The organism is Streptomyces sp. NPDC008137, from assembly GCF_042957035.1.
Taxonomy (GTDB): Bacteria; Actinomycetota; Actinomycetes; order Streptomycetales; family Streptomycetaceae; genus Streptomyces.
Genome location: NZ_JBIBHN010000018.1, coordinates 1 through 19598 on the forward strand (window position 1 = coordinate 1; position 19598 = coordinate 19598).

Genomic DNA, 19598 nt, shown 5'->3' on the forward strand with positions numbered 1-19598 from the left:
GCTGCGGAGACGGCCTCGGGCCGGGCTGGTGGGGCGGGGGGGGGGGGGGGGGGGGGGGGGGGGGGGGGGGGCGGGGGGGGGGGGGGGGGGGGGGCGCCGGGGGGGGGGGGGGGGGCGGCGGCCCCCCCCCCCCCCCCCCCCCACGCCGGGAGCGTGACTTCGTCGAGCTGCTCCGGGAACTGCGGGTCACTCAGACGGGCGTACAGATCCCGTCCAGCGGCTGCGCGGAACGGGAGCCCGCTGTCGAGGAGGCGGCGCCCCGGGACTTCGTAGGGATCCCCGCACCGCGTCGGGGAGGAGCCTCGCGCCGGGAGGCGTCGCTGCGGCGCCGGTGACAGGCCTGGCGGGGAGGGTGAGGCACGGACCTCTCGCAGCCGGTGAGTGGGCGCGCGCTCGGGGCCGGCGCGCCGAGGCTACGGCTCCTGCTGTCCCGCCGCCGTCATGGGCTGGGCCGGGACGGTCCACGGGAGTTCGACCGAGATGGTCTTGCCGCCCTCGCGGGTGGGGCGGATCCTGAGCCTGCCGCCGCATTCGGCGGTCAGCCAGCGGATGATGACCAGGCCGCGGCCGTTGTCCTGCTGGACCGCGGCGGGGAGCCGCCTGGGGAAACGCGGGTGACTGTCCGTGACACCGATACATAGCCGTTCGTCGCGGTCGAGCACGACGTCCACCGTGAAGGTGGGCGACTGCCCGAAGGTGTGCTGGACGGCGTTGGTGGCGAGCTCGGAGATGATGAGCCGGACGGTGTCGGACACCTCGGTGTCCGCCGGCAGGCCCCACTCCGCGAGCGTGTCCACCACGTAGACACGCGCTGCGGAGACCGAGGCGGGATCGCTCGGCAGAGTGACGGATGATTCCAAATGGTCTGCCATGGCGACGTCGTCCCTTTCCCGCGGGACCGCAGCCCGACACGGAGCGGACGGTTCGAGTACGGTCCCGGACTGGTGCTTCGCCGCCAGAGTGCCACCAGAACACCCGCGAAGGGCGGCGATCCACCAAGATATGCATATATCTGTCGCCCAAAGCGGTGAACTCTACGACGCGAGACCGTATTCGGGTGGCTCGGAAGGAGTAAGGAGAAGCGCATGCAGCACGGTCCCGCGGTGCGCCGCCGGAAACTGGGCGCCGAACTGCGCGCGCTGCGCACCTCGGCGGGTCTCACCAGCGGTGAGGCGGCCCGTCTTGTGGGCTGGCACCAGTCCAAGGTGAGCCGGATCGAGACGGGCACGAGCGGGGTGAAACCGGCCGATGTGCGGTTACTTCTCGACGCCTATGGTGTCGGCGACTCCCAACTCCGCGAGCTGCTCCTGGTGTTGGCGGAGTCCGACGACGGGAGCGGTCGGCACCACTGGTGGCACGCCTACCGCGGGGTGCTGCCGCCGACCTACCGGGACTTCATCAGCCTGGAGTCCCAGGCCACGGCGATGCGCACGCTGGAGACCACCGTCGTCCCGGGGCTGCTCCAGACGCCCGAGTACGCGCGTGCGGTGACGAAGGCCGCGGTGGAGGGGCTGTCGGAGGACCGGCTCGACACGCTGGTGGAGGTGCGGCTGGCCCGGCAGGACGTGCTGCGCGCGGATCCGCCGCTGGAACTGAGCGCCGTCCTGGACGAGGCCGTGCTGCGGCGGGAGGTGGGCGGGCCCGGGGTGATGGCCCGGCAGCTGGAACGGCTGGTCGAGGCGGCACGCCTGCCCCAAGTGCGGCTCCAGGTACTGCCGTTCGCCGCCGGGGCGCACATCGGGGTCACCGGCCCTTTCGTTGTTTTCTCATTTTCGAGCACTTCTGATCTGAACGTAGTTGTTCTCGACCACTTGACGAGTAGCCTCTACCTCGAACGGAAAGAAGACCTCCAGGCCTACACGGAGGCCTTCAACGCCCTTCAGATCCACGCCCTTTCGCCCGAGGACTCGTTGGATTACATCGCCGGGACAGCCGCCGGCGCGTAAGGAGGCACCATGCGTGCACTGCCTCGTCATGTCCCCTCAAGCATCGAGCTGCACGGTGTGCGGTGGCTGCGCAGCAGCTACAGCACCGGCGCGAACAACTGCGTCGAGACCGCGTGTCCGGACACCCCGCCCTGGGCCGGACTGCTCGCCGTGCGCGACTCCAAGGACCCGGCCGGGCCCGCGCTGCTCTTCTCGTCGAGGAGCTGGGCGGAGTTCACGGCAGCGGTCGACCACATCTGACCGAATCTGATCAGCCGGACATCGTTCAGTCCGGCATTGTTCAGACCGTCATCGTGCGGCGCCCGGCCGTGTCACGCCGACTCATGGCCGCGTCTCGCCGATCAGCCGTACAGCGCGTTCGATCTGTTCCCCGGTCAGGTCCGCGCGGGCGGTCAGCCTGAGTCGTGAGATGCCGTCGGGCACGGAAGGAGGACGGAAGCAGCCCACGGCCAGGCCCTCCGCGCGGCACCGGGCCGCCCAGCGCACGGCGTCCTCGGGAGAGGGCGCGCGCACCGAGACCACCGCGGCGTCCGGACGTACCGCTTCCAGACCCGTGGCGGTCAGGCGTGCGTGCAGTTCCCCCGCCACCGCACGGGCCCGTGCCGCCCGTTCCGGTTCGCGGCGCAGCAGTCGCAGGGCCGCGAGCGCCGCCCCCGCCGCCGCGGGGGCGAGTCCGGTGTCGAAGATGAACGTCCGCGCCGCGTTGACCAAGTGGTCGATCACCCGGGCGGGGCCGAGGACGGCTCCGCCCTGGCTGCCGAGCGACTTGGACAGTGTGACCGTGACGACGACGTCGACGGCGCCCGCGAGCCCCGCCGCGTGCGGGGCGCCTCGGCCGCCGTCGCCCAGGACGCCCAGGCCGTGGGCGTCGTCCACCACCAGCCCGGCCCCGTGCTCGCGGCAGGCCTCGGCGAGTGCCGCGAGCGGGGCCGCGTCGCCGTCGACCGAGAAGACCGTGTCGGACACCGTGATCGCCGCGCCCTCGTGCGCGGAGAGCGCCTTGCGCACGGCGTCCGGCTCGGCGTGCGCCACCACCTGGGTCGTGCCGCGCGCCAGCCGGCAGCCGTCGATGAGCGAGGCGTGGTTGCCCGCGTCGGAGACGATCAGAGAGCCATGCGGGGCCAGTGCGGTGACCGCCGCGAGGTTGGCCGCGTAGCCGGAGGAGAAGACGAGGGCCGCCTCGGCACCGCAGAATTCGGCCAGTTCCCGTTCCAGTTCCGCGTGCAGTTCGGTGCTGCCCGTGACGAGCCGGGAGCCGGTCGAACCGCCGCCCCAGACCCGCGCGGCACGGGCCGCGCCCTCGGTGACCTCGGGGTGCCGGGCCAGCCCCAGGTAGTCGTTGCTCGCCAGGTCGAGGAGCGGTGAGGCGGCCGGACGGGGGCGCAGAGTCCGTACGAGTCCGGCGCGGCGGCGCACCCGCGCCTGCTCGTCGATCCAGCCGAACGCCATGAGTGGTCCTCCGGGAGAATTTGTAGGCAGTGCACAGACACTAGCCGGACCACCAGCAGGTCAGTATGTGGCAATACCCACACCTCGAAGCGACTCTGTTGTACGAACTCTCCTTGGCCCGGAGCGGGTGCGTAGGACAGGATCGGCTCTCATGGACCTGCTGAACACGCTGGTGGACAAGGGGCTTCGGCGCGAGCTGCCGACCCGCGAAGAGGCACTGGCCGTCCTCGCGACGTCCGACGACGACCTGCTCGATGTGGTGGCCGCGGCCGGGAGGGTGCGCCGGCACTGGTTCGGCCGACGGGTGAAACTCAACTATCTCGTCAACCTGAAGTCCGGCCTGTGTCCCGAGGACTGCTCCTACTGTTCGCAGCGGCTCGGCTCGCAGGCGGGGATCCTGAAGTACACCTGGCTCAAACCCGACCAGGCCTCCGACGCGGCGGCGGCGGGTGTGGCCGGGGGCGCCAAGCGCGTGTGCCTGGTGGCGAGCGGGCGCGGTCCGACCGACCGGGACGTGGACCGGGTCTCCGACACGATCAAGGCGATCAAGGAGAACAACGAGGGCGTCGAGGTGTGCGCCTGTCTCGGGCTGCTCTCCGACGGGCAGGCCGAGCGGCTGCGCGAGGCGGGCGCCGACGCCTACAACCACAACCTCAACACGTCCGAGGCGACGTACGGGGAGATCACGACCACGCACACCTACGCCGACCGGGTGGACACGGTCGGCAAGGCGCACGCGGCGGGCCTGTCGGCCTGCTCCGGGCTGATCGCCGGCATGGGCGAGAGCGACGAGGACCTCGTGGACGTCGTCTACTCGCTCCGCGAGCTGGATCCGGACTCGGTTCCCGTCAACTTCCTGATCCCGGTCGAGGGCACCCCGCTGGCCAAGGAGTGGAACCTCACCCCGCAGCGCTGCCTCAGGATTCTGGCGATGGTGCGTTTCGTGTGCCCGGACGTCGAGGTGCGCATCGCGGGCGGGCGGGAGGTCCATCTGCGCTCGATGCAGCCGGTCGCCCTGCACCTGGCCAACTCGATCTTCCTCGGCGACTACCTGACCACCGAGGGCCAGGCGGGCAAGGCCGACCTGGAGATGATCGCGGACGCCGGCTTCGAGGTGGAGGGCACCGACCAGGTGACGCTGCCCGAGCACCGGTCCGGCGGCTGCCACGACGGCGGCGGGGTCTGCGGCTCCGAGAGTTCCGGAGGCTGCGGCTCCGACGCCGCCCCGGCGGCATCCGAGCCCCGTACGGCCGCCGATGCCCGGACCGACCTGGTCGCCGTCCGCCGCCGGGGCGCCGGAACGGACCTCGCGCCCAATGCCTGAGCGGACGGCGCCCGAGCTGACGGTGCCCGAGCTGCTGGAGCTCGACCGGCGGCATGTGTGGCATCCGTACGGCCCGATGCCCGGACGGCGGGAACCGCTCGTCGTGGAGTCGGCGAGCGGGGTGCGGATGCGGCTCGCCGACGGCTCGGGAGAGCTGGTCGACGGCATGTCCTCCTGGTGGTCGGCGATCCACGGCTACAACCACCCGGTGCTCAACGAGGCGGCACGAGGGCAACTGGAGCGGATGAGCCATGTGATGTTCGGCGGGCTCACCCACGAGCCCGCCGTGCGACTGGCGAAGCTCCTTGTCGACATGTCGCCCGACGGTCTCGAGCACGTCTTCCTGGCCGACTCCGGGTCCGTGTCGGTCGAGGTCGCGGTCAAGATGTGCCTGCAGTACTGGCGTTCGCTGGGGCGTCCCGGTAAACAGCGCCTGCTGACCTGGCGCGGCGGCTACCACGGGGACACCTGGCAGCCGATGTCGGTCTGCGATCCCGAGGGCGGGATGCACGATCTGTGGACCGGGGTGCTCCAGCGTCAGGTGTTCGCGGACGCGCCGCCCGCGGAGTACGACGAGGCGTACGCCGAGCACCTGCGCACGATGGTCGAGCGGCACGCCGACGAGCTGGCGGCGGTGATCGTCGAGCCGGTGGTGCAGGGCGCGGGCGGCATGCGGTTCCACTCCCCCGCCTATCTGCGGGTGCTGCGCGAGGCGTGCGACGCGCACGACGTGCTGCTGGTGTTCGACGAGATCGCGACCGGTTTCGGCCGTACGGGCGCGCTGTTCGCGGCCGAGCACGCGGCCGTGACGCCGGATGTGATGTGCGTGGGCAAGGCGCTGACCGGCGGTTATCTGACCATGGCGGCGACGCTGTGCACCGCTCGGGTGGCCGACGGCATCTCGCGGGGCGAGGTGCCGGTGCTCGCGCACGGCCCGACCTTCATGGGCAATCCGCTGGCCGCGTCCGTGGCCTGTGCCTCGATCGAGCTGCTGCTCGGCCAGGACTGGCTCGCGGAGGTCAAGCGGATCGAGGCGGGGCTGCGGGACGGGCTCTCGGCCGCCTCGGAGCTGCCCGGTGTGACGGAGGTGCGGGTCCTCGGCTCCATCGGGGTCGTACAGCTGGACCGCGCCGTGGACATGGACGCGGCCACGGAGGCGGCCGTACGCGAGGGTGTGTGGCTGCGGCCGTTCCGCGATCTGATCTACACGATGCCGCCGTACGTCACCGGCGACGCCGATGTCGCGCGGATCACGCGGGCGGTCTGCGCGGCGGCGCGGGAGGGATGACATGACGGTACTGGTGATCACGGGCACGGGCACGGAGGTCGGCAAGACGGTCGTGACCGCCGCCGTCGCCGCGACGGCGAGGGCGGCCGGCCGGCCGGTGGCCGTGCTGAAGGCCGCGCAGACGGGCGTACGGCCGGACGAGCCGGGCGACGCCGCCGAGGTCGCACGGCTCGCGGGCGCCGTGACGACGGCCGAACTCGCGCGCTATCCCGAGCCGTTGGCCCCGGCCACGGCCGCCCGCCGGGCCGGTAGCGCCCCGGTCCATCCGCACGAGATCGCGGAGGCCGCCGCCAAGCTGGCCACCGAGCACGACCTGGTGCTGGTCGAGGGGGCGGGCGGACTGCTCGTACGGTTCGACGCGGCAGGCGGCACCCTGGCGGACGCGGCCCGGCTGCTGTCGGCGCCGGTGCTGGTCGTGGCGCAGGCGGGGCTCGGTACGTTGAACACGACGGAGCTGACGGCGCGTGAACTGCGCTCCCGGGGGCTGGACCTGGCCGGGATCGTGATCGGGAGCTGGCCCCGGGACCCGGATCTCGCCGCGCGCTGCAATCTCGCGGACCTGCCGGACGTGGCCGGAGCGCCACTGCTGGGCTCCGTGCCCGCCGGGGCCGGAGCCCTCTCCCCCGCCGCCTTCCGGTCGGCCGCTCCGCACTGGCTGGCGCCCCGTCTGGACGGTACGTGGGACGCGGAGGCATTCCGGGTGCGGGAGGCGCCCGGGGCGTTCTGAGTGTCCGGAGGGGAGGGCGGTGGAACCGGCGCGGACGTGATCGCGTATTGAACCATGTACGTGATCGCCTCCGAAGGGACCACCTTGCACACGAACGGATTACGCCCGTCCCGCCGTACGGCTCTCGCGCTTGGCACGGCCGCGGCTCTCTCGCTGGGCGGCGGCACGGCCCAGGCGTCGACCGGCACCGCCGGTGTCACCGCGAGACTGCGGGAACTGGAGCAGGAGCACACCGCGCGGCTGGGCGTGTACGCCCGCAACCTGCGCACGGGCCGGACGGTGGCCTACCGGGCCGACGAGCGCTTCCCGATGGCCTCGTTGTTCAAGACACTCGCCGCCGCGGCCGTGCTGCGCGACCTCGACCGCGACGGAGAGTTCCTGGCCCGGCGCATCCACTACACCCAGGACTACGTCACGGCGTCGGAGTTCTCCCCCGTCACCGAGAAGCACGTGGCGACCGGGATGACAGTAGGCGAACTGTGCGACGCCACCATCCGCTTCAGCGACAACACCGCGGGCAATCTGCTGCTGAAGGAGCTGGGCGGACCGACCGCGATCACGCGCTTCGCCCGCTCGACCGGTGACCGCGTCACCCGGCTGGACCGCTGGGAGCCCAAGCTCAACTCCGCGGAGCCGTGGCGCGTCACCGACACGACCTCCCCGCGCGCCATCGGCCTGACCTACGCCCGGCTGGTGCTCGGCGACGTGCTGGAGCCCCGGGACAGGGCACGGCTCACGGACTGGCTGCTGCGCAACACCACGAGCCTGGAGAGGTTCCGCAAGGGTCTGCCGGCCGACTGGCTGCTCGCCGACAAGACGGGTGGCGGGCGGTACGGCAGCAACAACGACGTAGGCATCACCTGGCCGCCGGACGGCCCGCCGATCGTGATGTCCGTCCTGACCACACAGCCGGAGGAGGACGCTCCGGCCGACAACCCGCTGGTGGCCGCGGCGGCGGCGCTGCTGGCGGCAGAACTCGGTTAGGAGAGGCAAGGGTGAGGGGTCTGCGGTCCTGGGGCGCCTGGCTCGTCGCGGGTGCATTCGGTGTCGCCGGCCTGCTCGCCCTGCACTCCGCCGTTCCCAACGGGGTCGGACGGCTGGGAAGCCTCCTGGAGACGTTCTTGCCGTGGCTGGGCCTGGCCGTGCCTCTGCTCGGCTGCCTCGCCGCGCTCAAGCGGTCGAAGGCGGGGCTGCTCGCCTGCCTCTTGCCCGTGGCTGTCTGGTTCTGGATGTTCGGCGGGCTGTGGTTCTCCCCGCCCCCGGAGTCCCACGACCTGACGGTGGTTCAGCACAACGTGGCCGATGACAACGCCGACCACTCCGGCACCGCGCGGGCCCTGCTCGCCACGGGTGCGGAGCTGGTGGCCGTCGAGGAACTGACGCCTGCCGCACGGCCCGCGTACCAGGACGTCCTGGGCGCCTCCCGGCCGCACCGGGCGGTGCACGGCACGGTGGGTCTGTGGTCGGCCTGGCCCCTGTCGGACGTGCGGCCCGTGGACATCCGGCCCGAGGGCTTCCCGGAGAGCTGGCGGCGCGGGCTACGGGCCACGCTGTCCGCGCCCGGCGGAAAGGTCGCGGTGTACGTGGTCCATCTGCCGTCCGTCCGGCTGGGCCCGACGGGCCTGGCGTCGGCGGCCCGTGACGAGAGCGCGGCACTGCTCGGGGCCCGGATCGCGGACGATCCGGCCGGCCGGCTCCTGCTGGTGGGCGACCTCAACGGCACGGTGCAGGACCGGGGGCTCGGTCCGCTCACCTCTCAACTGAACGCCCCGCCGTCGGGGTTCGCGTTCAGCTGGCCGGCCTCCTTCCCGGTGGCGCGGATCGACCAGGTGCTGGGGAGAGGAGCCGAGGTGACGGAGGTGTCCGCCCTGGCCGCGACCGGAAGTGACCACCTTCCGGTGCTGGGACGGGTCCGTCTGGGCTAGTCGAGTCGGCGGCGGCAGGGGTGGGGCGGGGAAGCGCGGGGGACAATCCCGGTAGGTCCGCCCAGCCGGTGGGTCCGCCTAGCAGGGAGGTTCCCATGCCGCTCCGCTCCGGCAAGGTGCCGCGGGATGCCGTGCACCATCCGCTGTTCGCCCGCTACTACGCCCGGATCAGCGTCGCCGCCGAGACCCGGATGGGCATGGGCCGGGTGCGCGGGAGACTTCTCGACGGGCTGTCCGGGCGGGTGCTCGAGATCGGCGCGGGCAACGGGCTGAACTTCGCGCACTACCCGGGCACCGTCTCGGAGGTCGTGGCCATCGAGCCTGAGCGGCGGTTGCGGCAGCTGGCCGTGGAGGCCGCCCTGCGGGCCGAGGTGCCGGTGGATGTGGTGCCGGGTGCGGCCGAGGCGCTGCCGGTCAAGAGCGAGGGTTTCGACGCGGCGGTGGTGTCGCTGGTGCTGTGCAGTGTGCGGGACGTGCCCCGGGCGCTCGGGGAGCTCCGGCGGGTGCTGCGGCCGGGCGGTGAGGTGCGGTTCTTCGAGCACGGCCGGGGCGGCGGCCGGGTGATGACCTTCAGCCAGCGCGCGCTGGACCGGACGGTGTGGCCGGTGCTGAACGGGGGCTGCCATCTGTCACGGGAGCCGGTGCGGGCGCTGCGGGAAGCCGGATTCGAACTCGGCCCCTACCGGCAGGTGCTGATGCCGGAGCAGGGACCGACCCTGCCCGCCTCGTACTGCGTGCTGGGCACGGCATGGCGCCCGGTCGCCTCCTAGTCACAGGCTCCACTGGCGCAGCTCCTGCTCGATGTCCCGTACGGACGCCTCGCCGCTCTTGACCAGCTTGGCGAGGTCGCGGACCTGCTCGGGCGAGGTGACGACCTTGGCGCCGCTGGCGACCAGGTACGCGTAGGCGACGGCGGAGGCGAACAGGGCGTTGGAGCGTTCCAGCGCGGGGACGTGGATCAGGAGCTGGAGCAGCGCGGCGGCGCGGGCGTGCGGACTGTCGTAGACGGGGACGTCGAATATGGCGGCCTGGTGGCGGGCGACGGCGGCGACGAGGGCTCCCCAGTCGGTGACCTGGGGGTCTCCCGGAGTCTTGTGCTCGGCGAGCATCAGCAGCCAGGCGAGATCGATCTCGAGGTTGTTCAAGGGGATCAGTGACGACCTTCGCGCGTGCCCTCACGGTCGACGCCGAATTCGTCGGCGAAGACGGACTCGTACTGCTTCATGAAGTCGGCGGCGGCCTCCACGAAGGTGTGGCCCACCTCGCCGGTGTCCTGTCTGACCAGCTCTTCGATGTAGCGGTTGACGCTCATGCCGCGGGCCAGGGCGCGTTCGCGGGCGGCTCGGGCGGTGCCCTCGTCGACTCTCACGTTCAGCTGGGTCTTCGCCATACCTCGACGCTAGCGCGCGAGTGCTAGCACCGGCAAGGGCGGGACTCCGACTCACGGAGGATACCGAGTGTGGGCCGCGTCACATTACCCTCGGCACAAACGCCCACCAAGAGGAGGCGGCCTTGTCCACACCTGCTGCGGAGCACGCCCCGGGCCTGGCGTCGGCCGACGGGATCGCGGCCCGCGCCCGCGGTCTGACCAAGGCATACGGCTCGGGCGAGACGGCCGTGCTCGCGCTCGACTCGGTGGACGTGGATGTCGCGCGCGGGCGGTTCACCGCGGTGATGGGGCCGTCGGGCTCCGGGAAGTCCACGCTGATGCACTGCCTGGCGGGGCTCGACACCGTCTCGGCCGGCCAGGTGTGGCTCGGTGACACGGAGATCACGGGGCTGAAGGAGCGCGAGCTGACGCGGCTGCGCCGGGACCGGATCGGGTTCATGTTCCAGTCGTTCAACCTCATCCCGACCCTGAACGCGCTGGAGAACATCACCCTGCCCATGGACATCGCGGGCCGGAAGCCCGACGAGCAGTGGCTGGACCAGGTCATCGACACGCTGGGGCTGCGGGACCGGCTCAGGCACCGGCCGTCGCAGCTCTCCGGGGGGCAGCAGCAGCGCGTGGCCTGTGCGCGAGCCCTGGCCTCGCGGCCCGAGCTGATCTTCGCGGACGAGCCGACGGGCAACCTCGACTCGCGCGCCGGTCTGGAGGTGCTCGGCTTTCTGCGCGAGGCGGTGGACCAGCTGGGCCAGACGGTCGTCATGGTCACCCATGACCCGGGGGCCGCCGCCCACTCGGACCTGGTGCTCTTTCTCGGGGACGGGCGGATCGTCGACGAGATGCGGCGGCCCACGGCGGAGGCCGTGCTGGAACGAATGAAGAGGTTCGACTCGATCCGCACCCGGTTCGAGGACGCCCCGCCCGCCGCGGGCGTCGAGGGCTCCCCGTCCGCCGAGGAGAACTGAACCGTGCTCAAGGCGACCCTGAGAAGCTTCCTGGCGCACAAGGGGCGGCTGCTGCTCTCCGCACTCGCCGTCCTGCTGTCCGTCGCGTTCGTCGCGGGCAGCCTGATCTTCTCGGACACGGTCAGCCGTACGTTCGACCGGCTGTTCGCCTCCACCGCGGCCGATGTCACGGTCAGCCCGAAGGAGGATCTCGACGAGGCCGTGCCCTCCGGCCGGACGGCCACCCTGCCGGCCGCGCTCGCCGCCCGTGTGCGGCAGGTCGACGGGGTCGCGGCGGCCAGGGCCGAGGTGGACGTGGACGGCCTCACGGTCGCCGACGAGGACGACGAGCCGGTGGGCCCGACCACCGGGGCTCCCACGCTCGGCACCGCCTGGAACCCGACCGAGCGCAGCCCGGTGGAGCTGACCTCCGGTCACGCCCCGCGCGGACCGGCCCAGGCGCTGCTCGACTCGGAGACCGCCGGCCGCAAGGACGTACACATCGGTGACACCCTGACCGTGATCGCGCCGCCCGGGTCGTTCAAGGTCAGGGTCGTCGGCATCGTCACGTTCACCACCACCAACCCCGGCGCCGCCCTGGTCTTCTTCGACACCCGGACCGCGCAGACGAAGCTGCTGGGCAGCCCGGGGGGCGCCACCAGCATCTCCGTCGACGCCGCCGAGGGCGTCAGCGACGCGCAGCTCAAGCAGCGCGTGGCCGCCGCGCTGGGCGCGCACACCTACGACTTCAGGACGGCAGGCGAGCAGGCCGAGTCGGACGTCGAGCAGTTGGGCGGATTCCTCGACGTCATCAAGTACGTGATGGTCGGGTTCGCCGGGATCGCCGTGCTGGTGGGCGTGTTCCTGATCGTCAACACCTTCTCCATGCTCATCGCCCAGCGCACCCGCGAGCTGGGTTTGCTGCGCGCGCTCGGCGCCGACCGGCGCCAGGTCCGCCGCTCGGTGCTCGTCGAGGCCCTCCTGCTCGGCCTGGTCGGTTCCACGCTGGGGCTCGCGGCGGGCATCGGGCTGGCGGCGGGACTCATCGAGCTGATGGGCCTGCTCGGTATGAACATCGACGCCGGCGAGATGGTCATCGGCTGGGTGACGCCCGTGACGGCGTACGTCGTCGGGCTCGGGGTCACCTTCGTCGCCGCGTACCTCCCGGCGCGAAGGGCCGCGGGGGTCTCGCCGATGGCCGCGCTGTCGGACGCCGAGGTCGCGGGAGTGGGCCGGCCGCTGCGGGTGCGGGCGGTGGCGGGCGCGGTCGTCGGGGCGGCCGGGGCGGCGGCGCTCGCGGGGTGCGCGGCGTCCGAGCAGACCTCGTCGGCGGCGTCGCTGCTGGGGCTCGGTGTCGTGCTGACCCTGATCGCCACCGTGATCGCCGGTCCGCTGCTGGTGCGCCCGGTGATCCGGGTGCTCGGCGCGGCCTTCCCCGCGCTGTTCGGGTCGATCGGGCGGATGAGCCAGCGCAACGCCCTGCGCAATCCGCGCCGTACGGGGGCCACCGCGGCGGCCCTGATGGTGGGTCTCGCCCTGGTGGGCGGGATGTCGGTGGCGAGCGCCTCGATGACCAGGTCGTTCGACCAGCAGATCGACAAGACGCTGGGCGCCGACTTCGTGATCCAGAACACCAACTTCCTGCCGTTCCCGAAGGAGGTCACCGACGAGGTGCGCGGCACCGACGGCGTGGGCCTGGTCGTGCGGGGGCGCTTCACACCGGTCGCGGTGCGGCTCCCGGACGGCGACCGGGTGGAGACGACCGCGGCGGGCTACGATCCGCGGCTCGACGAGGTCGCCAACATCACCTACGCGCGAGGGGACTCGGCGGCGGCGCTGGCGGACGGGCGCCTGGCCATGGACCGGGACTTCGCGCGCGACCACGGCGTGCGGGTGGGCAGCACGGTCCCGGTGGAGTTCCAGGGGGGCCGCAAAGCCGAGCTGACCGTCGGGGCCCTCACCGACCAGGACTCCGCCGAGGGATTCGGCACCCAGGGCGGTCTCTACTTCGGCCTCGCCACCCTGGAGCGTTATGCGCCGGGCGGGCAGGACTCCGCGCTGTACGTCAACGCCGCCCCCGGCACGAGCGACGACGACCTGCGCGCGAACCTGGAGCGGACCCTGGATCCGTACCCGCAGGTGCAGGTGCGGGACCTGGCCGACTACAAGCAGCTGGTGCACGACCAGATCGCCGTCCTGCTGTATCTGGTGTACGCGCTGCTGGGGCTGGCGATCATCATCGCGGTGCTCGGCGTGGTCAACACCCTCGCCCTGTCGGTCGTCGAACGCACCCGGGAGATCGGGCTGCTGCGGGCGATCGGGCTGGCCCGGCGTCAGCTGCGGCGGATGATCCGGCTGGAGTCGGTGGTGATCGCGGTGTTCGGCGCGGTCCTGGGGCTCGCGCTGGGGCTGGTGTGGGGCGTGTGCACGCAGCAGGTGCTGGCGCTCCAGGGCATGACGGCCCTCGCGATCCCGTGGGGCACGATCGTCGCGGTGGTCGTCGGATCGGCGGTGGTGGGAGTGGTGGCGGCGCTGCTGCCGGCGTTGCGTGCATCCCGCATGAATGTACTGGCGGCCATCGCGCACGAATGATGGAATCGCGGCAGTCACTCAAGTCCCTTCTCGATGAGGAGAGTTCATGCCGCGACCGTTCCGTTTCGGAATCAACATGCTCACGGCCGCCCCCGGCGAGGAGTGGCGCGCCAAGTGCCGCCGGGCCGAGGAGCTCGGCTACGACGTGATCCTCGTCCCCGACCATCTGGGCATGCCGGCGCCGTTCCCGGCGCTGGTGGCGGCTGCCGAGGCGACCGAGCGGCCGAGGCTCGGCACCTTCACGCTCAACGCCGGTTTCTGGAACCCGGCGCTGCTGGCCCGTGAGGTGGCGACGACGGACGCGCTGACCGGCGGGCGTCTGGAGCTCGGGATAGGCACCGGCTACGCACGGGACGAGCACGAGTCGGCCGGGCTGCCGTTCGGCTCGCCGGGCGAGCGGGTGGACCATCTGCGGCACACCGTGGAGGAGTTGGAGCGCCTGCTGGCCTCCGAGGAGCACCAGCCGCGGGCGGCGCAGCGGCCGCGGGTGCCGCTGCTGGTCGGCGGGAACGGCGACCGTATGCTGCGGCTGGCCGCCGAGCACGCCGACATCGCGGCGTTCACCGGTGCGCGCACGGCGCCCGGCAGCACGACGGGGCAGTTGACACCGATCAGCGCGGACGATCTCGAGGAGCGCGTGGCACGGTATCTGAAGTTCGCGGAGGGCCGCGCGGAGCCGGCCGAGCTGAACCTGCTCGTGCAGGTGGTGATCGGCGCCGAGGACCGCGAGGCCGCCGTCCAGCCGTTGCTGGACCACCTGCCGGGCCTGACGGCGAATGAGGCACTGGACCTTCCCGTCACCCTGGTCGGCACGCTGGACGAGATCACCGCCCAGGTCCTGGCCCGGCGCGAGCGCTACGGCTTCACGTACCTGACCATCCTGGAGCCGTACATGGAGGCGTTCGCACCGGTCATCGAGCGGTTGCGCCGGGGTGAAGCCGGCTAGCGCGTCACGCGGTGGCGAAGGTAGACGACCTTCGAGCCGAAGGTGCGGGTCTCGACGAGTTCGAGATCCACCCGGCGCTCGTGCCGGGGAAAGTACGGGATGCCGCCGCCGACCAGCACCGGGTAGACCATGGTCCGGTACTCGTCGATCAGGCCCGCGGCGGCCGCCTCGGCGGCGAGCGTCGCGCCGCCGATCGCGATCTCGCCCTCCCCCGGCTCGGCCCGCAACCGCTCGATCTCCTCCGCCACGCCGCCCGAGGCCAGGCGGGCGTTGCCCCGCACCGTGGACAGCGTGGTGGAGAACACCACCTTGGGGAGCGGATTCCAGAGCGCGGCCCATTCGCGCCCCGCGTCATCGAGCGCGGGATCCTGGTCGGCGGTCTCCCAGTACAGCATCGTCTCGTACAGCCGCCGTCCCATCAGATGGACGCCGACGTCTCGGATCTCGTCGATCCAGAAGCGAAAGACCTCGTCGGGCAATCCCCAGTCGAAGTCGCCGTCCGGCCCGACGATGTAGCCGTCGAGTGACACGCTCATCGAATAGGTCACGCTGCGCATCAGCAGTCCTCCTCGGCGTCCGGTTCGACCGGCGGTCGCCGATCGATGTATCCACCCTCAAAGCTTGAACACAAATTGCACACACCCTCTCTCCATACTGGCCCCGATGGTCTAGATTGACCGTGCTTCAGCTGTTCGGGCACGAGGCGACCCTTAATGATCAATAGGTCCAGCGCTGCATAGAGCCGGTGGGACGGGCGAGTCCACTGCCGGGTGGGTTGTTCAGGCAGCCCTGCGAGCGCTGGAATGTCATGCGCACGACGAGGGAGGCGGGGGCCTCCCTGGGGGAGAACGGCGCGGGGGGCGGGGGCCTCCCGAAGGGGGGAGGAACAGTGTCGGGCGAGCACGTCGAGCCACTGGGGACCTGGGGGGTTCTGTGCGGCAAGGGGGATTAGCCAGCCCGTATCCGTCAGCGCGCGGGCCACTGACGGACGGGGCGATCGATCAGCCCGCGATCGACTGGGAGCAGCGGTACCGCCGTACCGTGATCACCGGCGATACCGCGGCCACCGCCTTCGTGGTGGCGGCGATCGGCAACTTCTTCGGGGCGCGGGACGCGGCCAACTGGCACGAGAAGTGGGGAATCCTCGCCTTCGGCACCGAACTGCTGGTGCTGGGGGCGCTGGCGGTGGGCCGGGCGTGGGCGCCGGCCGTGCTCGGCCAGGGCGCTGAGGAATTCCGCCGGCTCGGACGCTCCCTGTTCGCGGCGACCGTCGTCCTGGCACTGGGCGGCATCGCCCTCACCTCGCGCAACATCAAGCTCTGGATCTTCGTCGCGATCCCCGCGATCGCACTCGTCACCATGACGGCGCGGTATCTGCTGCGCCTCTGGCTCCACAAGCAGCGCAAGGAGGGCCGGTGCCTGAGACCGGTGCTCGCCGCCGGGAGCCCGGCCACCGTGCGCGACCTGATCACCCGGACCCGCAAGTTCCCGCACCTCGGCTGGCGGGTGGACGCGGTGTGCACGACGGACGGGCTCGGGCCGGACGGTGACCAGTTGGACGGAGTGCCGGTCGTCGGCCGGCTGGCGGACGTCGCGGGCCATGTCCGCCGCGACGGCTACCGGGTCGTCGCGGTCACACCGGACCCGCACTGGTCACCGGACCGGCTGCAGCGCCTGGCCTGGAACCTCGAGGGCAGCGACGCCGAGATGGTCGTGGCCCCCGTGCTGATGGAGGTGGCCGGACCGCGGCTGCACGTCGACGCGGTGCTCGGCATCCCGTTGCTGCGGGTCAGCATGCCGACCTTCACCGGCGGCCGCCGTGCGGTCAAGGGGGTCGTCGACCGAGTAGGCGCAACGTTTCTGCTGATGCTGTTCGCGCCGCTGATGGTGTGCGTCGCGCTGCTCGTGCTGATGGACAGCCGGGGCGGGGCGTTCTACCGCCAGCGCAGGGTCGGCAAGGACGGCCGCGAGTTCACCATTCTCAAGTTCCGCACCATGGTCGCGGGGGCGCACGCCGCCCGTGCCGAGCTGGCCGACCGCAACGAGGGCGCCGGCCTGCTGTTCAAGCTCCGCCGGGATCCACGGGTGACCCGGGTGGGGGCCGTGCTGCGCCGCTACTCGCTCGACGAGCTCCCGCAGCTGTTCAACGTGCTCACCGGATCGATGTCGCTCGTCGGGCCGCGGCCTCCGTTACCTGAGGAGTCCGCGGCGTACGGCCCGGACATCCGGCGGCGGCTGTTGGTCAAGCCCGGACTCACCGGCCTGTGGCAGATCAGCGGACGCAGCGACCTGTCGTGGGAGGAGGCGGTCCGGCTGGACCTGCGCTACGTGGAGGACTGGTCGCTCGCCCTGGACACAGTGATCTTGTGGAAGACGCTGCGTGCGGTGCTGCACGGGCAGGGGGCCTACTGATGCGCGGGGGTCGTCGTAGGGGCGGCGCACGGATCGCAGGCCGTCGGGGCCTGCCTGGGGGGAGGAACGCGTCATGAGAGTCAGCGTTTTCGGGCTCGGCTACGTGGGCTGCGTGTCGGCCGCGTGCCTGGCCAGCATGGGCCACGAGGTCATCGGGGTGGACGTGAACCAGGTGAAGGTCGACCTGGTCAACGACGGCAAGGCCCCGGTGGTGGAGGAACGGATCGGCGAACTCATCGCCGAGGTCGTGCGGACCGGGGCGTTACGCGCCACCGGCGACGTCCGCGAGGCGATCATGGACAGTGAGGTGTCGCTGGTCTGCGTGGGTACGCCGTCGGAGCCCAACGGGAGCCTGTGCACCACGTACTTGGAGCGGGTCACCGAGGAGATCGGCGCCGCGCTGGCCGAGCGGGCCGGGCAGGGGGGCCGGCACACCGTCGTGTTCCGCAGCACCATGCTCCCGGGCACCTGCCTGAACCTGCTGGTGCCGATCCTGGAGAAGTCCGTCGGCGGCACTGCCGGGGTGGACATCGGGGTCGCGGTCAACCCGGAGTTCCTGCGCGAGGGCACCAGTGTGCGGGACTTCTTCGACCCGCCCAAGACCGTCATCGGCGAGCTGGACCCGGCGAGCGGCGACGCCGTGACGGCACTGTACGAGGGCCTGCCCGGCGAGGTGTTCCGGGTGCCGGTTCCGGCGGCCGAGGCGATCAAGTACGCGGACAACGCGTTCCACGGCCTCAAGATCGGCTTCGCGAACGAGCTGGGCGCGGTGTGCCAGGCGCTCGGGGTGGACTCGCACCAGGTGATGGACGTGTTCCTGGCCGACCGCAAGCTGAACATCAGCCCCGCCTATCTGCGGCCCGGCTTCGCCTTCGGCGGCTCCTGCCTGCCCAAGGATTTGCGCAGCCTGGTCCACGCGGCGCGGCGGGCCGACGTCTCGGTGCCCATCCTCGCCCATGTGCTGCCCTCCAACTCCGACCATCTGCAGCGCGCGGTGGACCTGGTGGAGCGCACCGGCAGACGCCGGGTGGGCCTGTTCGGGCTGTCCTTCAAGCCCGGCACCGACGACCTCCGCGAGAGCCCGCTCGTCGAGCTGGCGGAGCGGCTCTTCGGCAAGGGGTACGACCTGAAGATCTACGACGCCAACGTGAGCCTGTCCCGGCTGATCGGCGCGAACCGCGAGTACATCGAGACCCGGCTGCCGCACCTCGCGCAGCTGCTCGCGGACTCGGTCGACGAGGTGCTGGAGCACGCCGAGGTGTGCCTCGTCGGGAGCAGCGATCCGGCCGTGGTCTCGGCGCTGCCCCATGGTGACGGCCCGGTGATCGTCGACCTCATCCGCCTTCCCGACGCCGAGGCGCGCCGGGCCGAACCGGGGTACGTGGGCCTTGCTTGGTGACACATCGTTCGATGACAGAGCAGGTGGCGACGGGGCGAACCGGCGTGCGCTGATCCTGGTGGAGAACCTGTCGGTGCCGTTCGACCGGCGCGTGTGGCAGGAGTGCACGACGCTGCGCGACGCGGGCTGGGAGGTGCACGTCATCTGCCCCCGGGGAAGCAAGCGGGACACCGAGCCGGAGGTGGTGATCGACGGGGTGCGGATCCACCGCTACCCGTTGCGCGCGGCCACCGGCGGCCCGGCCGGCTACGCGCGGGAGTACGGATCGGCCCTGTGGCACACGCTCCGGCTGGCCCGCAAGGTCGGCCCGGTCGACGTGGTCCACGCCTGCAACCCGCCCGACCTGCTGTTCCTGCCGGCACTGTGGATGAAGAGACGCGGCACGCGGTTCGTCTTCGACCAGCACGACCTGGTACCCGAGCTTTACCTCTCCCGGTTCGGCCGCGGCGAGGACCTCCTCTACCGCGCCGTGTGCGCGCTGGAACGGCTGACCTACCGGGCCGCGGACGTCGTGCTCGCCACGAACGAGAGCTACCGGGACGTCGCGGTGCGCCGCGGCGGGCGGCGGCCGGAGGACGTCTTCGTGGTGCGCAGCGCGCCCGCGACGGACCGTTTCCAACCGGTGCCGCCCGAGCCTGAGTTGAGGCGCGGCAAGCCTCATCTGCTGTGCTACCTGGGCGTCATGGGCCCTCAGGACGGTGTGGACTACGCCTTGCGGGCCCTGGCGAAGCTGCGCGACGAGTTCGGGCGGACCGACTGGCACGCGGTGTTCGTCGGCTCCGGCGACGCCTTCGACGCGATGGTGGAACTGTCCCGGCGGCTCGGGCTCTCGGAGCAGGTGGAGTTCACCGGCCGCATTCCGGACGCCGACCTGGTGCGCTGTCTGTCCACCGCGGACGTGTGCCTCTCCCCCGACCCGCGCAATCCGCTCAACGACGTGTCGACCATGAACAAGGTCCTGGAGTACATGGCGATGGGCCGGCCCATCGTCTCGTTCGACCTGAAGGAGGCGCGCGTCTCGGCCGGTGATGCCGCCGTCTACGCTCCGGCGAACGACGAGGCTGAGTTCGCCCGGCTCATCGCGCTGCTGCTGGACGACCCGGAGCAGCGGGCCCGGATGGGCAAGATCGGCCAGGAGCGGATCAGCGGGCCGCTCTCCTGGCGGAACTCGCAGGCGTCGCTGCTCGCCGCCTACGCCGCTGCCTGCCGCGACCGCGCTCCGGTGTCGCGGGCGACCCGTAACAGGCAGGGATGAGGCA

19 protein-coding genes are annotated in these 19598 nt (G+C 71.7%); 14 read left to right on the forward strand and 5 right to left on the reverse strand.

Annotation, left to right across the window (positions count from 1 at the left end; genetic code table 11):
- Positions 1 to 413: 413 nt before the first annotated feature.
- Complete coding sequence (locus ACFZBT_RS25380; RefSeq protein WP_391107451.1) at positions 414 to 872, reverse strand: ATP-binding protein; 459 nt, start codon at positions 870 to 872, stop codon at positions 414 to 416.
- A 213-nt stretch (positions 873 to 1085) separates the two neighbouring features.
- Here ACFZBT_RS25380 and ACFZBT_RS25385 point away from each other — a divergent pair, with 213 nt between their 5' ends.
- On the forward strand, positions 1086 to 1946 hold the full coding sequence (locus ACFZBT_RS25385; protein ID WP_391107454.1) for a Scr1 family TA system antitoxin-like transcriptional regulator: 861 nt from the start codon (positions 1086 to 1088) through the stop codon (positions 1944 to 1946).
- Positions 1947 to 1955: 9 nt separating this feature from the next.
- Positions 1956 to 2186: a DUF397 domain-containing protein gene (locus tag ACFZBT_RS25390; RefSeq protein ID WP_382824689.1), complete on the forward strand. Its 231-nt coding sequence runs from the start codon at positions 1956 to 1958 to the stop codon at positions 2184 to 2186.
- An 81-nt stretch (positions 2187 to 2267) separates the two neighbouring features.
- Here ACFZBT_RS25390 and ACFZBT_RS25395 read toward each other — a convergent pair whose 3' ends face one another.
- Positions 2268 to 3395: an aminotransferase class I/II-fold pyridoxal phosphate-dependent enzyme gene (locus tag ACFZBT_RS25395; protein WP_391107459.1), complete on the reverse strand. Its 1128-nt coding sequence runs from the start codon at positions 3393 to 3395 to the stop codon at positions 2268 to 2270.
- Positions 3396 to 3546: 151 nt separating this feature from the next.
- Between ACFZBT_RS25395 and bioB the strand changes: the two genes are divergently transcribed.
- The 6 genes from bioB (at position 3547) to ACFZBT_RS25425 (ending at position 9429) form a co-directional block, all read left to right on the forward strand.
- Positions 3547 to 4719 (forward strand): biotin synthase BioB, encoded by a 1173-nt coding sequence (gene bioB / locus ACFZBT_RS25400; protein WP_391107462.1) that lies wholly within the window; start codon positions 3547 to 3549, stop codon positions 4717 to 4719.
- Complete coding sequence (locus ACFZBT_RS25405; RefSeq protein ID WP_391107465.1) at positions 4712 to 6007, forward strand: adenosylmethionine--8-amino-7-oxononanoate transaminase; 1296 nt, start codon at positions 4712 to 4714, stop codon at positions 6005 to 6007. The genes bioB and ACFZBT_RS25405 overlap by 8 nt, the downstream gene beginning before the upstream one ends.
- A 1-nt stretch (position 6008) precedes the next feature.
- Positions 6009 to 6734, forward strand: a complete 726-nt coding sequence (gene bioD, locus ACFZBT_RS25410; RefSeq protein ID WP_391107467.1) for a dethiobiotin synthase — start codon at positions 6009 to 6011, stop codon at positions 6732 to 6734.
- Positions 6735 to 6788: 54 nt separating this feature from the next.
- A complete protein-coding gene (gene bla / locus ACFZBT_RS25415; RefSeq protein WP_391107470.1) occupies positions 6789 to 7718 on the forward strand; it encodes a class A beta-lactamase in 930 nt (309 codons plus the stop codon).
- Positions 7719 to 7729: 11 nt separating this feature from the next.
- A complete protein-coding gene (locus ACFZBT_RS25420) occupies positions 7730 to 8659 on the forward strand; it encodes an endonuclease/exonuclease/phosphatase family protein (protein ID WP_391107473.1) in 930 nt (309 codons plus the stop codon).
- Between the two features lie 95 nt (positions 8660 to 8754).
- Positions 8755 to 9429 carry a methyltransferase domain-containing protein gene (locus ACFZBT_RS25425; RefSeq protein WP_391107476.1) on the forward strand — a complete coding sequence of 225 codons (675 nt, stop codon included), beginning with the start codon at positions 8755 to 8757 and terminating at the stop codon, positions 9427 to 9429.
- On the opposite strand, the gene ACFZBT_RS25430 is transcribed toward ACFZBT_RS25425, so the two are convergent.
- Both ACFZBT_RS25430 and ACFZBT_RS25435 read right to left on the reverse strand, forming a co-directional pair.
- Positions 9430 to 9804, reverse strand: a complete 375-nt coding sequence (locus ACFZBT_RS25430) for a fic family toxin-antitoxin system, toxin component (protein WP_391107479.1) — start codon at positions 9802 to 9804, stop codon at positions 9430 to 9432.
- 5 nt (positions 9805 to 9809) lie between these two features.
- On the reverse strand, positions 9810 to 10049 hold the full coding sequence (locus ACFZBT_RS25435) for a toxin-antitoxin system HicB family antitoxin (protein WP_184599608.1): 240 nt from the start codon (positions 10047 to 10049) through the stop codon (positions 9810 to 9812).
- 122 nt (positions 10050 to 10171) lie between these two features.
- On the opposite strand from ACFZBT_RS25435, the gene ACFZBT_RS25440 reads away from it, so the two are divergent.
- The 3 genes from ACFZBT_RS25440 to ACFZBT_RS25450 are packed head-to-tail and all read left to right on the forward strand — an operon-like array spanning position 10172 to position 14528.
- A complete protein-coding gene (locus tag ACFZBT_RS25440; protein ID WP_391107483.1) occupies positions 10172 to 11011 on the forward strand; it encodes an ATP-binding cassette domain-containing protein in 840 nt (279 codons plus the stop codon).
- A gap of 3 nt (positions 11012 to 11014) precedes the next feature.
- Positions 11015 to 13582 (forward strand): FtsX-like permease family protein, encoded by a 2568-nt coding sequence (locus ACFZBT_RS25445; RefSeq protein ID WP_391107486.1) that lies wholly within the window; start codon positions 11015 to 11017, stop codon positions 13580 to 13582.
- A gap of 46 nt (positions 13583 to 13628) precedes the next feature.
- On the forward strand, positions 13629 to 14528 hold the full coding sequence (locus tag ACFZBT_RS25450) for a TIGR03621 family F420-dependent LLM class oxidoreductase (RefSeq protein ID WP_391107489.1): 900 nt from the start codon (positions 13629 to 13631) through the stop codon (positions 14526 to 14528).
- On the opposite strand, the gene ACFZBT_RS25455 is transcribed toward ACFZBT_RS25450, so the two are convergent.
- Complete coding sequence (locus tag ACFZBT_RS25455) at positions 14525 to 15085, reverse strand: dihydrofolate reductase family protein (RefSeq protein ID WP_391107492.1); 561 nt, start codon at positions 15083 to 15085, stop codon at positions 14525 to 14527. The genes ACFZBT_RS25450 and ACFZBT_RS25455 overlap by 4 nt on opposite strands.
- 376 nt (positions 15086 to 15461) lie before the next feature.
- Between ACFZBT_RS25455 and ACFZBT_RS25460 the strand changes: the two genes are divergently transcribed.
- The 3 genes from ACFZBT_RS25460 to ACFZBT_RS25470 all read left to right on the forward strand — a co-directional run bounded on the left by ACFZBT_RS25460 (position 15462) and on the right by ACFZBT_RS25470 (position 19594).
- On the forward strand, positions 15462 to 16940 hold the full coding sequence (locus ACFZBT_RS25460; protein ID WP_391107495.1) for an exopolysaccharide biosynthesis polyprenyl glycosylphosphotransferase: 1479 nt from the start codon (positions 15462 to 15464) through the stop codon (positions 16938 to 16940).
- 73 nt (positions 16941 to 17013) lie between these two features.
- Positions 17014 to 18339, forward strand: coding sequence for a nucleotide sugar dehydrogenase (locus ACFZBT_RS25465; RefSeq protein ID WP_391107498.1), 1326 nt, complete (start codon positions 17014 to 17016; stop codon positions 18337 to 18339).
- Complete coding sequence (locus ACFZBT_RS25470; protein WP_391107501.1) at positions 18329 to 19594, forward strand: glycosyltransferase; 1266 nt, start codon at positions 18329 to 18331, stop codon at positions 19592 to 19594. Before ACFZBT_RS25465 ends, ACFZBT_RS25470 begins: the two co-directional genes overlap by 11 nt.
- The last annotated feature ends 4 nt before the right edge of the window (positions 19595 to 19598 follow it).

Coding starts and splice junctions, on each gene's coding strand:
- ACFZBT_RS25380 (WP_391107451.1), bottom strand. CDS start 872: ATGGCAGACCATTTGGAATCATCCGTCACTCTGCCGAGCGATCCCGCC.
- ACFZBT_RS25385 (WP_391107454.1), top strand. CDS start 1,086: ATGCAGCACGGTCCCGCGGTGCGCCGCCGGAAACTGGGCGCCGAACTG.
- ACFZBT_RS25390 (WP_382824689.1), top strand. CDS start 1,956: ATGCGTGCACTGCCTCGTCATGTCCCCTCAAGCATCGAGCTGCACGGT.
- ACFZBT_RS25395 (WP_391107459.1), bottom strand. CDS start 3,395: ATGGCGTTCGGCTGGATCGACGAGCAGGCGCGGGTGCGCCGCCGCGCC.
- bioB (WP_391107462.1), top strand. CDS start 3,547: ATGGACCTGCTGAACACGCTGGTGGACAAGGGGCTTCGGCGCGAGCTG.
- ACFZBT_RS25405 (WP_391107465.1), top strand. CDS start 4,712: ATGCCTGAGCGGACGGCGCCCGAGCTGACGGTGCCCGAGCTGCTGGAG.
- bioD (WP_391107467.1), top strand. CDS start 6,009: ATGACGGTACTGGTGATCACGGGCACGGGCACGGAGGTCGGCAAGACG.
- bla (WP_391107470.1), top strand. CDS start 6,789: ATGTACGTGATCGCCTCCGAAGGGACCACCTTGCACACGAACGGATTA.
- ACFZBT_RS25425 (WP_391107476.1), top strand. CDS start 8,755: ATGCCGCTCCGCTCCGGCAAGGTGCCGCGGGATGCCGTGCACCATCCG.
- ACFZBT_RS25435 (WP_184599608.1), bottom strand. CDS start 10,049: ATGGCGAAGACCCAGCTGAACGTGAGAGTCGACGAGGGCACCGCCCGA.
- ACFZBT_RS25450 (WP_391107489.1), top strand. CDS start 13,629: ATGCCGCGACCGTTCCGTTTCGGAATCAACATGCTCACGGCCGCCCCC.
- ACFZBT_RS25455 (WP_391107492.1), bottom strand. CDS start 15,085: ATGCGCAGCGTGACCTATTCGATGAGCGTGTCACTCGACGGCTACATC.
- ACFZBT_RS25465 (WP_391107498.1), top strand. CDS start 17,014: ATGAGAGTCAGCGTTTTCGGGCTCGGCTACGTGGGCTGCGTGTCGGCC.